We start from the raw sequence: 14,133 nt of genomic DNA, 5'->3' as shown, positions 1-14,133 counted from the left end.
CTTGCATGTATTAGGCACGCCGCCAGCGTTCGTCCTGAGCCAGGATCAAACTCTCCATAATAGAAAAGATGACTTGCTCATTTGAAGCTAGCGAGATTTTGCAATCTCTTTTATAGTCGATTGCTCGACTGTGCTTACTCACTCGTTGTTCAGTTTTCAAAGATCAATTTCTTTCGTTCACTGCCGTGTTACCGAAGCAGCGAGAAGTAATATACCACAGATCGTTTCTCAATTGCAAGCACTTTTTTTCTTGTCAATTGTTGTCGGCGTCTGTCGGAAAATCATCTTACCATACCTCATTGCCGGAAAGCAAGTCCACTTCGTATCGCTTGTGATTGCTTGCTTCAGAACAACGAGGACTAATGTACCATGCCTATAAATCAATTACAACCCCTTTGTAAAAGTTCCACTATTGCAATTGTTTCGAATTGTTCCTACAAGTATATTGAACCAAAATAAACGGCTACGCCGTCCATCTTAGGACGAGTGCGTTTATGGAGATATATAGCCGACTTATTAGGTGAAACATATAAATTCTTATATTAAAAAAAGGATGCCTGCACGGCACCCTCTCCCACTTTAATATTCCATTGTGATAATCGGTGTTCCTACGGTCATACGCCAGAGTCCTGAAGTCGTATCTAGATGAAGTGCGATTTGGACATTCACGTTCTGATTACCACTTCGAATAGAAGCTTCGAATTCAGATGACGCAAGCGACGTACTAAAGGTCGTGGCATCTTCGTAGCTTTCAACAACGTTTCCTTTATAAGCATGAACTAGCTCCGCTAAGAATTCCTTGGGGCTATTTTGCAATGAGATGTCCTCAGCAGCATTTCCTTGAATCATCACATTCCACATGCCTTGAATACCCTGTTCTTTTAACTGTGTGCTCATATGCTCCTGCCATTTCAAAAGGTGGTCCTGTTCCACATTTCCCAAAGCATCCAATCGTAATACAGCATAACAAGCTGTTTGCCCCACAGGACTGGCAACCGTTAGTGTCATCGCCGCGCCTGCTTCAACTTCTGATTTTACTGTATAGATGCCGTGTTGGGAGGGACTCTGCTCCTTATCCATTGACCTAAAGCCCAGATCTTGCGACAAGCTTACACCAGCTGCCATAACCTTGGTATCCACACCGTCACACGTTCCAAAATAGCCTGTATATTTGAAGGTAATATGTTGATTCGTTTGCATAAATGGCTTTGCCACACTCAGTAATAGCCACGCATCTTGTTCGGCCTGTGCATCCACATGACGGATCCACCCGAAGAAAAGGCCAACGATGCTTACACCTATCAACATTTGTGTCCAAAGCTTTGGCATGAAAAAAGCACCTCTTCGCTAGAATCTATCACTCTAGTAAAAAGGATGCCCGAATCTAGCAAATGCTAAACCTATCCACGCGTCGTTTGGAAAAATTCAATTCGCTCGCCATCTAACCCATTAAAGAAGAAATACCTAGAACCGTTCGGCAGTGTTGTAATTTCCGTATCCAGCTGATTGACCTCTAGGGCTTGAATTCTTGCGAATTCGGCTTCCACATCATCTACAGTAAAAGCCAAGTGATGCACTTTGCCTTCCTGCGGCAGGTTGGAATTATACCCCTCAATCAATTCAACTTCCGTTTCACCTTGCTTTTCAAATCCAAGAAACCCAAGTCTAATTACGCCATTGGTATGAAGCAACGTACCTTTGTGCTTAAGTCCGATCACATTTTCATAAAATGCAATAGATGCCTCTAAGTTTGCTACCATGACACCAACATGCTCTAATTTCATAACAGCCATAAGTAAGTACCTACCTCCTTGTTCTAACCCTCTTCATTGTAGCGAAAAATAATGAAAAGGGCTAGACGGCGATCAGGTCATAATGAGTGTCTCCATCTCTCCATTCAGCGAGAAGAGGGTTACTTCCGTATTCGTTGTGTGAACTAATCCCAGGTTATCAAATACAATCCTTACCTGAGCATTCGTTAGATGTTTCGTTATGGTTTCAACAGCACGATGAGAATACTCTTGATACATAGATTCGAAAAAAATGAGTACTTCTTTTTCCCCGATTAACACTTTTGTGTGTAGCATCCAGCAGCACCTCCGATTTCAGATAAATCAATTGTATAATTTGGAAACTAGGAAAGTATGAGGACTTCTTTAGGTTTATGTTAGGTTTGTAAACTTCGCCAAAAATGAGGTGTCCGTGTATAATGAATACGAAAGCAAAAGACGGGAGGGCTCCAGCATGAGGTTGTTAAAGCTACTGCAAATCTATGAGGTGGACGGGATTACCCCCAAGCATCGGTCAGATCGATTCGATTTCGATGAGATTCAAGGGCAAACATTTCTTGAAGTGAACCCGACCGAAGTTGGATGTCCAATGACATTATCAGGGGTTAGGCAACATACACCATTCAAAACTACACGCGTGCAAGCGATCGATCAAGATGGACTGGATTTCCGAGTATTGACGCGCAACACCATTTACCATTTTGAAGTTCATACAGAACGAAATGTGCTGTAACACAAAAGACCTTTGACTACTTCCTTAGGGAAGTTAATCAAAGGTCTTTCTGTTTTATTTACTCAACCAAACATGCATAAGAGAGAGCAGTTGGCTTAAATGAAGCGGCTTGCTGATATAATCGGAGGCACCAGCCTGTAAGCAGATATCCCTGTCCTGTTTCATAGCTTTGGCGGTGAGGGCAATGATCGGGACATCGGCATATTGATTAGTTTTCCTAATCAAACGCATCGCTTCATACCCATCCATGACCGGCATCATGATATCCATGAGGATAAGCTCAATGCTAGGATCCTTTGCCAACAGCTCTAGGCACTCTTGCCCGTTCTGAGCAACGCTCACGATGATGCCAACTTGCTCAAATGCATTACAGAGCGCGAATACGTTACGTACATCGTCATCAACAACAAGCACTTTTCGATTTATAAAATGCTTGCTATTCTCAAAATCAGAGGATTCCTGATCTGGGTCCCGAAGCAAATATTCACTGATTGTGGCCGTGGACGCGGCGGCGGCTTCCATATGCATGGAGGTGGTTTCCCCAAACAGCTGCGGTAAAGACGGCACAAATACAGTAAAGGTACTCCCTTTGCCTTCCTCACTTTGCATATGGATGCAGCCTCCAAGAAGCCTGGCCAACTCTCGGCTAATCGATAAGCCCAAGCCTGTCCCTCCATACTTTCGATTCGTTGTGCCATCCGCTTGATGGAACGGTTCGAAAATGACTTCTTGCTTGTCGGGCGGTATACCTATACCGGTATCTCTAACGGTAATAGCCATACCATGCGTGTGCTGAGCTGAAGGCAGCAGCTCCACAATTTGATCAACACTGCACAGACGAATATCCACTTGCACAGAGCCGTCATGGGTGAATTTGAATGCGTTGGAGAGCAAGTTTTTCATTATTTGACTGAGTCTCTGTTCATCTGTATAGAAGATTTCCGGGAGTTCAGGATCCATTTCAATCTGAAAAGCAAGTTTTCGCTGTTCGGCTAATTTCTCAAATTGACTTTGTATCAGCTCTGGAAGCAAGCTAACATGCAGCTCGCTAATATGAATATCCAGTTTACCAGCTTCAACTTTGGACAAATCCAAAATATCATTGATCAGAAGCAATAAATCATTCCCTGAAGTATGAATAACACGGGCATATTCTTGCTCATCCTGTGTCAAGGTGCGATTATTGTTCTCCTGGAGCATTTGGGAAAGGATCAAGATACTGTTAAGTGGCGTGCGCAGCTCATGGGACATGTTAGCCAAAAACTCCGATTTGTATCGCGAGCTCAGCTCCAGTTGAATGGCATGTTCTTCAAAGGAGGCTTTCATGTGCTCCAGCTCCCTCGACCTTTCATCTGCGTAGCGATTTCTTTCCTCCAATTGTTCATTGGTCTTATGTAGTTCTTCCTGCTGACATTGAAGCTCTTGGGTCATGACCTGATACTCTCTCAGGAGCCGCTCCAACTCAACACGTGTTTGCACGCTATGCACGATAGTCCCTAACACTTCTAGAATATCATTCAGCAAACTTAACTGTAGCGACGTAAATTTTTCAAAAGAAGCCATTTCCATAATGGCAATGACCTCTTGATTATGGATAATCGGAACAATAAGCACACTTTGCGGGCTTGCCGACCCCAGTCCCGATTTCAAGCTGATATAGGTTTCAGGAACATTCGTAAGATGTACGATTCGCTTCTCAATCGCGCACTGACCAACTAAGCCCTCTCCGAGCTGGAAATACGGTTTCCCTGCTTCAGCACTCTCACCCATCGCCGCATAGGCCGCCAACCTCATCATACCTTCCTTAGCTTCGTGTACGCTTCGAATGTAGAAAACACCAAAGGATGCTCCAAACAACTCAGCAGCTTTGCGGATAAATGATGTTCCTAACGTTTCCAAATCAGAAATACCTTGCAGCATATGGACCACTTCTGTCAGCTTCCGCTGCTGCCACTCTATTTCTTCTTGGCTCTCCAGCAAGACGTTCGTGGCGTCGGCCAAATCTTTCACTTCATCATTCATCGTGACATGAATGCGCTTCGAACGATCCCGCTTCATGGAGCTGAGCTTGATGATGCTTTTGGTGACCTGCTTAATCGTCCCAACGATCGATCGCGAGATAACTATCGCGGCAATCAACGAGAAGATGAGTACGAGCCCCAGCATGACAAATAACGAGTTAGTGAGCATCTCATTCTGTGCATCAAGCTGTGCCGCCCGATCCTTGACATATCCCATTTCCAGGCTACGAAATCGACTTAATTGCGAGCGAATATCGAGAATATTTTGATGGGTAATAAAGAATGTAGAATTAAAGCGGCTCTCGTTTTCAAGACCATTTCTCATCGTAGGTATGGTCCCACCCGTTTGTACAAGCCAATTTTCGATCGATTGTTTGAGTGTGCCCAGATTCTTCTCTTGCATAGGATTATCATTCGTTAATTCATCTAATCGATTATAGGAATCTCTCCACTTGGCCTCTCCAGTGGTATAGGGTTCTAAATATTTGGCATCCCCTGTGAGTAAGTAGCCTCTTTGCCCATTTTCCATATCCATGACATATTTCTCAAGAAGATTCGCTTCCCTATTGACAGCAAAGTCGTGCTCGATCACATAGTTGCGATCTCTTTGCATGGAGGCCAACTGATGATTAACAAGTACAAATGATAGCGTTAAACAGAAAATGATGAATGCATATCCAATCATAATTTTGGCACGAATACCGAATCTCATTTTCCTCATCTTGCTGCCATCCCTTCTCTATTGAAGAACTCCTATAATTTGTATCATATACCAAACTGCCATTAACTGGGTATGTAAACTTTTTACTTTACTACTTTACCGAGTTAATGTAGTATCTAAATAAAGTTATTTAATGATTAGGAGTGGTGTATATGAAAGGTCCAGGTATCGAAAATATCAAGACCCGCAGCATTTTATCATCAATGAAGCCCTACACGCCTGGCAAGCCCATCTGGGAGGTTCAACGCGAATTCGGGGTCACACAGGTTACGAAATTAGCTTCTAATGAAAATCCATTAGGCCCTTCCCCTCTTGCTCTGGAGGCTATTCAAGCTTATGTATCTGACATTCATCGCTATCCGGATGCGGAAACCGTTCAACTTAGGGAGGTTATTGCAGAAAAGCGCGGATTCACGCCTGATCAAGTCCTGATTACCAATGGAGGAGATGAACTGATTACACTTCTCTCCGAAACTTACTTAGAACCTGGTGATGAGGTCATTGTGCCCTCTCCGACATTTAGCGAATACGAATTCGGAGCCAACTTACTAGGAGCTAGCATTATTCGCGTACCGCTTGGTGAGAATTATCGCTATGAGGTAGAAGCTATTCTCGAAGCCGTAACTGAACGCACGAAAATGCTCTATATTTGTTCTCCTAACAATCCGACAGGCACATATATGACGAAAACGGACTTGCACCGACTTGTGAAGAGTCTTCCCTCGCACGTGCTTGTGATCTTCGATGGCGCATATAGCCATTTCGTCACCACTGATGATTACTGCGATGGCCTTGCGCTAGTCCGTGAAGGATATCCTGTTGTCGTGCTGCAAACCTTTTCCAAAATATATGGCTTGGCAGGCATACGAGTGGGCTACGGCATCGCAGATGCTGGTATTTTGAAGCGGATTCGCCAGGTCAAAGAGCCATTCAATGTAAACATGCTTGCACAGGTTGGCGCTGCTGCAGCCATCAAGGATGATCAGCATCTCGAGGCGACACGTTCTAATAATGTAAAAGTGAAGGAGGAACTCTACACAGAATTGCGCGCATTATCTCTCCCTTTCACGCCAAGCATGAGTAATTTTGTACTTGTCGATCTGGGGCCACAAGCCAAAACCATCTATGACAATTTGATGCGTCGCGGGGTTATTGTTCGCTATGCCGGGGGCTGGAATCTTCCGAATCATGTTCGGATTTCGATTGGGACTTCCGAAGAGAATGCAGTGCTTGTTCAAGCTTTGAAGGAGATTATTGCCGTGAGGGCATAGATAAGACACAGATGCAGCATTGATAAGGCATAGATAAGGCACAGATAAAGGATAGATAAGGCACAGATAAAGCATAGATAAGGCGCAGATGAACCCCTCTTTGCTATAAAAAATCTTCCTCTAATTAGGTGAGAGCGCATTTGTTTGGGCTCTATCAACTATGGTACAATGCTATCAATCATAGTCTCATGGGGGTACATCATGCTAAAAGAATTCAAAGATTTTGCTTTCAAGGGGAATATGCTCGACCTTGCAGTCGGGGTTATTATCGGAGGGGCTTTCGGTAAAGTCATTACGTCGATTGTGAATGATATGGTCATGCCGCTCGTTGGTTTGCTCATTGGAAAAGTGAATTTCAATAATTTGTATGTTGCATTGGATGGGAAGCATTACGATACATTTGAAGAAGCTGCCAAAAGCACCGCTGTCTTTAGATACGGTCAATTCCTATCGACCTTCTTGGATTTCTTGATCGTGGCATTCGTTATCTTCATGGTTGTTCGTCAAATCGGCAAGTTCCGCAAGAAGGAAGCACCGAAGGAAAAAGCGGCCACAACCAAAGATTGTCCTCATTGCTTGTCTGAAATACCTGCGCAAGCTTCACGCTGTAAGTTCTGTACCTCTGAGCTTTCGGCTGGAGGCAAGGTTAGCGGCAGCATTCAGTAGGTTGGTGATAGAAAGAGCCCGTGTCGGATTACGACACGGGCTCTTTGGTGCGCAAGTCGGCGATCTCGCCTTGTTGGAATGCGTTTGTTTGCAGCAGGTACAACAGCTGCTTAGCGGTGTCTTCGGGTGAGCGCAGCTCGCCCTGCTCTTTGAGCTGGACGAACCGGCCCACCTGCGGGAAGTCCTCTTCTGAGGCAGCGCGAATCTCCCGCTGCATATCTGTGTCTACCACACCCGGTGCCACGGAACAGATCAGCACAGGGTGTGGCTCACGCTCTTGCTCGGCGCCGACACAGCGCGTGAGCATGTCCAACCCGGCTTTGGCGGTGCAGTAGGCACCCCAGCCGGGGTAGGGCTTGCGCCCCGCGCCCGAGGAGATGCCGACGACCCGCTTCATTATTGGCCACGCCTGCGTGAGCCGAATGAAGCTATTCGTCAGCGCCGCGGGTGCGACGAGATTGACCTGCAGACTGCGCTGCAGGTCTTCTGGGGCTGCTCGGCCGATCGACGTCATCGGCTCGAGCATGCCCGCGTTGTTGATGAGCGTGACGGAGGCCACGCCATCCTGTTTAGAGAGGATTCGCTCCATGAGCGAATCTAGGCCTTCGGTTTGCGCCAAGTCGTAAGCGTGGAAGGTCAGCTGACCTTCCACGCTTACGACTTGGCGCAAGGTCTCGTTCTCGCTGCGGGAAATGTAGTGGACCGCAGCTCCTTGCTCTAGCAGCTGCCGGATGATGGCAGCGCCGAGGCCTTTGGAACCACCTGTAATGATGTAAGTATCCATGTATGTCATCCATTCATTTTGAGATTAGCCGACTATATCATAGCCTTGCTCTTCAATTGTTTTTTAATCGCTATGTGCTCGCGCTCTCTAGCCAAAGGGAACGAGGATCCGCTATTTTAACCAAATTAACTGTTTCAGCATTCGAACGGAACGTGGTTCCTCTATTCCTACGAATTCCTATTAAAATCCACGATTTTAGGTGAAATAGCGCACCGACGTTCCGTTCCCACCCCAAAAAGCCTGTTTTGGCTGAAATAGTGGAACCACGTTCCGTTAGCTGCCAACTCTTACTATTTCATCCTATAGTTAAATGCAAATGTTTTATAGTTCCCGGCTAAATTGTAGGTAATGGATTGGCGCGAATGTTGACCATCCAATTTGGCACCAATGCCATGTGCGTATTGCTTACCTTCTCGTTTTAAAGGGTAAACTTCGCTATCCACTGAACTTGCATCGATTCCCCCCTTCACTACTGCTTTACCTCAACCTTAACCGAATTATACTTCGTGAAATCCCCCTTGCCAACAAACACCGCAAAAGGCATAATCCCCCGAGGCTTATCCACACCAAGTGTTGTGGTTGCCGTTCCCAGAACACCGCCCTTTTCATCATAAAAAGTAACAGCAATCGGCGTATTCGCAGGTAGCTCCTTTTCCACCGCACTGTCTAAAAAGCCTCTGACAATTGTGTATTCCCCGCTTTTCAGCACATCAACCAGACCAAAGGTGACTTTATTAGAAGTATCCTGAATGAAAGCTGGCGCTGTATACCCAGGCATACGAGAGGGTGAAGGAGTGTTGCTTTCTAATGTAACCATTTTATACCCAGAAATATCGGTTTGACTCGTTGTTTGGAACGAGATGATTTGCTCTTTAAGAGTCGGTATTTGGTTAATCACATAGGGTACTTTCTCAATCAATTCGCCCGCATCGTTCCAGAAAACGAGGTTGCCTGCTGCATCCGTTTTACTCAAACCGACACCTGGATTCATCGACTGATAGGCCTGTATAAACTTATAATCCCAAGCATCATGACCAATGAACAGTTGTCCCTTAATAACCGTATGGGTACCCTCTTTCTGGGCAGATAAGTGCCCTGCGCTCATCCCAGGATTATTAATATCCAAAATCGTAAAACCGTCATCGACAACTATGGTTTGCGTTGCTTCATCGTAGGCTACTTTATTCCCCATGTTCTCCGCAATAAATCGTACAGGAACATACACATGTCCCTCATAATTCAACGTTTGATAGCCATCCGCGCTTTTCGTCTCACCATGAATCACGAACTTAGCTGGAAAAAGATACGTCTGCACCATTTCCGACGCATATACACCCGTAGCCGCAGTCAGTCCAATCCCGCATGCCAAGCCTAGAATAAACTTTTTCATTTCAACACTCCTGTTCATGCTATCTCCATTGTAAATGTGTTCAAACTTAGACGTTAGAGACCCCGTGCAAGTTGCGTATTCTATGTACGACACCCCCTAGCTAACGGCTTTCCATTCAGCCAAAATCTCATTTAATTGACTTCCCATTTTCCGCTTTTTGACTGTGATTCTTAGTACGTCAATTTTCCCTCTGACAAGGAGTTCAAATTGATTAACCTTCCCATCAACCATATAGTAATGCAGGATATCCTGTTTAACGAGCGTAACTATTGAACAAAAAAATCTGCTGCGCATCGCAACAGATTCCCTTCAACCTTCACTCAATTATACACACCCAAGCTGCTAAGCTCAGCTTCCATCTCTTGTTTGAACATGATTTTATCGCATTCTTCCATAAAAGCCGCCTCAACACCGTTCATAATCAACTTCACTAACTCCGGTGTTGTAAAGGCAAAACGCTCCGCGAGCGCGCGATACTCATTGGTAATGTTGGTGCCGGATACGCTTGGATTATCGGTGTTGATCGTTACGATCAACCCTTGATCCAAGTACTCCCTGATTGGATATGCCTCCCACGAAGCTACAGCCTTCGTTTGGATATTGGAGATCGGACACATCTCCAGTGGAATACGGCGATCCTTAACCATTTCCAAAATATCAGCATTCTCCTTCAGCCTCACCCCATGCCCGATTCGTGTGGCACCCAGATGTGTGACCGCCTCATAGACGTTAACCGCGCCTGCTGCTTCACCTGCATGAATGGTAACAGGAATGCCCAGTTTATGTGATCTAGCAAACACTTCTCGGAAAAATTCAGGTGGATAAGTCGCCTCATCACCAGCCAAATCAACAGCAACGACACCCTTTCCTACGAACTTTGCCGCTGCTTCAATGACTTCCAGGTTTTCGGCACAAGCATGATTTCGCATACAAATGGCAATAACACCGAACCTCGTTCCAAAATCGCGTTGAGCGCGCTTCAGCCCCTGGGTGACGTAGTGGAACGTCTCTTCCAGTGTTAGCCCCATGTTGCGATGCAGCTGGGGTGCAAAACGGACCTCAACATAACGACAGTTATGCTCTACGGATTGTTCTACTACTTCATAAGCAACACGTTCTAATGCTGCCCCTGTTTGTAGAAAACGTGTTGTGAAATCGAATTTGCCTAAGTATTCAATAAGGCTGCCGCAATTCTCAGTTACTCGCATATGCGGGATCAGCCCATCTTTATCGTAAACAGGAAGTGATATGCCTTGCTGGAGAGCGAGCTCCAGAATCGTCTCGGGCTTCACACTTCCATCCAAGTGTAAATGAAGATCCACCTTAGGTAATCTCGCTAACAAATCAGTTGTTCGCATGTGAGCCATCTCCCATCTCTCCTTTTACCTCTCTTTGGCGCCAGCGCGCTAGAGAAGAATTTTATTTACTTTAAACGAATGTTAGTGTTATGTCAATATATATAACAATTAATTTATTTTTTAGTATATGCGTTAAGTTATCTAACATTTACAATATTGAATATAAAATAAAAAAATCCACAACAGGCTATCAAGCCCAATGTGGATTTCTTTATTTTGCCCTATTACGAAGCTCTCGTCCGGACTAATAAATATAGAAAATAAGGCGCCCCGATTACGGCGGCCACGATGCCCGTCGGAACTTCCGTTGGTTGAAACATCCCTCGCGCGATCGTATCCGCAACGATAAGCAGCAGCCCGCCAGTGAGTGCCGAGGCCGGAATCAAATATTGATGCTTGGGTCCAACTAGCCTTCTGGCCAGATGGGGACCTATCAATCCTACGAAGCCTATCCCACCGCCGACAGCAACACATGCGCCTGCAAGCGCAACGGCCGCAGCCAGCAATCCAAGTCGTTCCCGCTCCATCCTTATCCCTAAACCAATGGACGTCATCTCCCCCAGATTCAGCACATTCAGCACATTCGCTTTGAACATGACGTAAGGAATGAGGATGACGATCCACGGTAATAAGGCGAGCACAAACTTCCAATTGGTCCCCCAAATGCTACCCGCTAACCAGATCTGTACGAACTGAAAATCAGTCGGATCCAAGCGAATGCTGAGTACAATCATCAAAGAAGCAATACCCGCGGAAACTGCGATTCCCACAAGGAGAAGACGAGAAGACGAGATTCCTTTACCTTTTATATACGAAAGGGTATAAATCAGCAAAGCGGCCAAGCCTGCCCCCAGCATAGCGATCATTGGCATGAAGAACAATGGACCGCCAGCATTATTAGGATAAAAAGAAACAACAAGAATGATCGCAAGCCCCGCTCCTGCATTAATGCCCAGTATCCCTGGGTCAGCTAACATATTTCGCGAAATCCCTTGCAGGATGGCTCCAGAAACCGCTAACCCCGCTCCAACCAAGATCGAAATCACGATACGCGGAAGCCGAAAATCAAAAAGGATAATCCCCTGCTTCGCTGTCCCGCCTCCGAAGAACGTTCGCAGCACCTCAAGAGGGCTCAAACGGATCACACCTGTATTCATACTTATAATAAAAACGATGATAATAAGAACAGCTAATATCGACATGACCGTGATCGCTTTCGTCAATCTCGGTTTCTTTACGCTTCCATGCTGCATGGATGTCATGCCTAATCCCTCCCCTTTCTACGCGCAAGATAGAGGAAGAAGGGCACACCAATCAGAGCAATAATGGCACCAATCGGCGTCTCAAAAGGAGGGTTCACCATGCGGGCCCCAATATCAGCCACCACGACCAGCAACCCGCCAAGCACTGCTGAGGTAGGAATAATCCAACGATAGTCAACGCCAACTAGGTAGCGAACAACGTGCGGAATGATAAGACCAATGAATCCAATAGCGCCTACCGTTGCCACAGACGCACCCGCCAGGACCAGAACTAGCACGAATGCCGCTAGCTTAACAAGCCCTATCCGTAATCCGAGGCCTGTTGCAACATCTTCCCCCATGCTTAACAGCGTAATCCAAGGTGAGATGAAAAAAGCGCATAATAAAGCACCGATAATCCATGGTGCCATGATATCAACTTGTAGCCACTTCGTACCCGCAACCCCACCTGCAAGCCAAAAAGCGAGATCCTGACCGATATGGTAAGTAATCGCAACCCCTTCAGTTAGTGCTAGAAGCAAAGCACTCACAGCTGATCCTGCCAGTACGATTCGAACAGGCGTTACGCCCCCCCTAGCCATCGAGCTAATTCCATATACGAGACCCGTTCCTATAGCAGCACCGATAAAGGAAAATAGAATGACATAGTGAAACGGCAGCTGCGGTAAAAAGGCAAAACACAGGGCAAGCATAAAGCCCGCACCTGCGTTGATACCGAGAATACCCGGGTCTGATAATGGATTGCGTGTTACACCTTGCATAATCGCTCCTGCAACAGCAAAAGCAGCCCCAACCAATGCACCCGCGATCGCTCTTGGAAGCCTTAATTGTTGAATGATCAAATGCTGAGTCGAATCAGAATTAAAATGAAAGACGGCTTGCCATACCTCGCCGAAGGAGATATCTGCTGCCCCTACCGAAATGGAGGCAATCAAGCTAATCAGCAGCAATGCCAATCCACCTATAATAATACCTGATGCAGCTAAAGGACGCGATTTCAATGTGGGATTGGCTGGGGGAACTTGCTTATCTGACCCCTTCATACAATAGCCCCCAATTTACTTAATGACTTTAACGATATCGTCCATCACGCGCTCGCCAGCGATTACTCCGTTGTACAACCAGCTGCTCTTCGTGTCCATTTCAAACACTTTTCCCGACTTTACAGCAGGAATGTTCTTCCAAAGCGGATCTTCAAGATTGCCAGCTTGACCTTTATCACTATTCACCAAGAAGAGGTAGTCTGCATCCAATTGCGCAAGTTTCTCTAGGGAAATCGCTGTCCAGTTCGCTTTCGCATCTGGTAAGACAGCTAGAATATTAGGCATTTTCAAACCAAGATCGCCGTAAGCAACCGCACCACTCGCTACTTTACCGTTAACAACATAGAACGCTTTATTCGTTAACCAAAGGATGGCAACTTTTTTATCGCCAACTGTTGAAGCAAGCTTAGCTTTTGTATCTGTAACTTTTTGATCATATTTTTTCAGCGCTGCGTTCGCTGCATCTGTCTTGTTAAGAAGTTCGCCCATTTTCAAAAGCGTCTTACGATAGTCAGCTGTTACTTCGCTGCCAAGAACGAATGTTGGCACGACTTTGGAGTACTGCTCGTAAAGGCCTTTCTCTACCGCTGACTCAGTGCCAACGATCATGAAATCTGGATTTGCCTTTAGAACGGATTCCACTGGTAGATCGTAACCAATCGTTGGTACGCCAGCAAGTTGTGTTTGCAGGTAATCTTGAACCGTTGTATCCTTCACAGACCATTGAACTGCTGGTTTAACGCCAAGTGCAAGAAGCGGATCTTCCAAATAGGAGGCGATAACTGCTTTCGGGCTTGCAGGAACTTTGACATCATGTCCCATGCTATCTTTAACAACTTTATCAACAGCTGGAGCTGGTGTTGCTGTAGCTGCTGCTGCAGGGGCTGTTGAAGTTGCTGGTGTTGCTGTGCTTGCTGCATCTTTATTACTTCCGCAAGCTGTTACAAGTAGTGCTGCCATACACACTGAAAGGACAGTGAAAGAGACCTTAGTTGTTTTGGTTTTGTTGAAACGAAGCATGGTGAACCCTCCTGATTATCTATGTATGATATTGATTCTCAGTACATGATAATGAAAATGATTATCAATGTCAA

Annotated in this window: 13 protein-coding genes, 1 rRNA gene and 1 pseudogene; 3 read left to right on the top strand and 12 right to left on the bottom strand. The window is 45.7% G+C overall.

Annotated features, from left to right (window positions below; all coding sequences use genetic code 11):
* The 4 genes from AC58QC_RS30005 to AC58QC_RS29990 form a co-directional block, all read right to left on the bottom strand.
* Window positions 1-61 (bottom strand): 16S ribosomal RNA (locus tag AC58QC_RS30005); the annotation flags it as partial.
* A 518-nt stretch (window positions 62-579) separates the two neighbouring features.
* Complete coding sequence (locus AC58QC_RS30000; protein ID WP_497418628.1) at window positions 580-1,329, bottom strand: YwmB family TATA-box binding protein; 750 nt, start codon at window positions 1,327-1,329, stop codon at window positions 580-582.
* A gap of 71 nt (window positions 1,330-1,400) precedes the next feature.
* Window positions 1,401-1,793 carry a VOC family protein gene (locus tag AC58QC_RS29995; protein WP_497418627.1) on the bottom strand — a complete coding sequence of 131 codons (393 nt, stop codon included), beginning with the start codon at window positions 1,791-1,793 and terminating at the stop codon, window positions 1,401-1,403.
* A gap of 72 nt (window positions 1,794-1,865) precedes the next feature.
* Entirely contained in the window at window positions 1,866-2,087 is a 222-nt protein-coding gene (locus AC58QC_RS29990) for a hypothetical protein (RefSeq protein WP_497418626.1), read from the bottom strand.
* Between the two features lie 157 nt (window positions 2,088-2,244).
* Between AC58QC_RS29990 and AC58QC_RS29985 the strand changes: the two genes are divergently transcribed.
* On the top strand, window positions 2,245-2,523 hold the full coding sequence (locus tag AC58QC_RS29985; protein WP_497259969.1) for a hypothetical protein: 279 nt from the start codon (window positions 2,245-2,247) through the stop codon (window positions 2,521-2,523).
* A gap of 93 nt (window positions 2,524-2,616) precedes the next feature.
* On the opposite strand, the pseudogene AC58QC_RS29980 reads toward AC58QC_RS29985, so the two are convergent.
* Window positions 2,617-5,265, bottom strand: a pseudogene (locus tag AC58QC_RS29980) (ATP-binding protein); the annotation flags it as partial.
* A 152-nt stretch (window positions 5,266-5,417) separates the two neighbouring features.
* Here AC58QC_RS29980 and hisC point away from each other — a divergent pair.
* Together hisC and mscL are read left to right on the top strand one after the other, a co-directional pair.
* Window positions 5,418-6,536, top strand: a complete 1,119-nt coding sequence (gene hisC / locus AC58QC_RS29975) for a histidinol-phosphate transaminase (RefSeq protein ID WP_497418625.1) — start codon at window positions 5,418-5,420, stop codon at window positions 6,534-6,536.
* A gap of 201 nt (window positions 6,537-6,737) precedes the next feature.
* Window positions 6,738-7,202, top strand: coding sequence for a large conductance mechanosensitive channel protein MscL (gene mscL / locus AC58QC_RS29970; RefSeq protein ID WP_497418624.1), 465 nt, complete (start codon window positions 6,738-6,740; stop codon window positions 7,200-7,202).
* 28 nt (window positions 7,203-7,230) lie between these two features.
* Here mscL and AC58QC_RS29965 read toward each other — a convergent pair whose 3' ends face one another.
* From AC58QC_RS29965 to AC58QC_RS29935, 7 genes are all read right to left on the bottom strand, one after another.
* Window positions 7,231-7,986: a (S)-benzoin forming benzil reductase gene (locus AC58QC_RS29965; protein ID WP_497418623.1), complete on the bottom strand. Its 756-nt coding sequence runs from the start codon at window positions 7,984-7,986 to the stop codon at window positions 7,231-7,233.
* Between the two features lie 469 nt (window positions 7,987-8,455).
* Window positions 8,456-9,376, bottom strand: a complete 921-nt coding sequence (locus tag AC58QC_RS29960) for a stalk domain-containing protein (protein ID WP_497418622.1) — start codon at window positions 9,374-9,376, stop codon at window positions 8,456-8,458.
* A 96-nt stretch (window positions 9,377-9,472) separates the two neighbouring features.
* Entirely contained in the window at window positions 9,473-9,670 is a 198-nt protein-coding gene (locus AC58QC_RS29955; RefSeq protein ID WP_497418621.1) for a hypothetical protein, read from the bottom strand.
* A 26-nt stretch (window positions 9,671-9,696) separates the two neighbouring features.
* On the bottom strand, window positions 9,697-10,734 hold the full coding sequence (gene add, locus AC58QC_RS29950; protein ID WP_497418620.1) for an adenosine deaminase: 1,038 nt from the start codon (window positions 10,732-10,734) through the stop codon (window positions 9,697-9,699).
* 224 nt (window positions 10,735-10,958) lie between these two features.
* Window positions 10,959-11,987 carry a FecCD family ABC transporter permease gene (locus AC58QC_RS29945; protein WP_497418630.1) on the bottom strand — a complete coding sequence of 343 codons (1,029 nt, stop codon included), beginning with the start codon at window positions 11,985-11,987 and terminating at the stop codon, window positions 10,959-10,961.
* Between the two features lie 11 nt (window positions 11,988-11,998).
* Entirely contained in the window at window positions 11,999-13,039 is a 1,041-nt protein-coding gene (locus AC58QC_RS29940; RefSeq protein ID WP_497418619.1) for a FecCD family ABC transporter permease, read from the bottom strand.
* A 15-nt stretch (window positions 13,040-13,054) separates the two neighbouring features.
* Window positions 13,055-14,059, bottom strand: a complete 1,005-nt coding sequence (locus tag AC58QC_RS29935) for an ABC transporter substrate-binding protein (RefSeq protein ID WP_497418618.1) — start codon at window positions 14,057-14,059, stop codon at window positions 13,055-13,057.
* Window positions 14,060-14,133: the final 74 nt, after the last annotated feature.

This window comes from Paenibacillus sp. J22P51, assembly GCF_059692215.1.
This window is presented reverse-complemented; position numbering and strand designations above follow the sequence as displayed.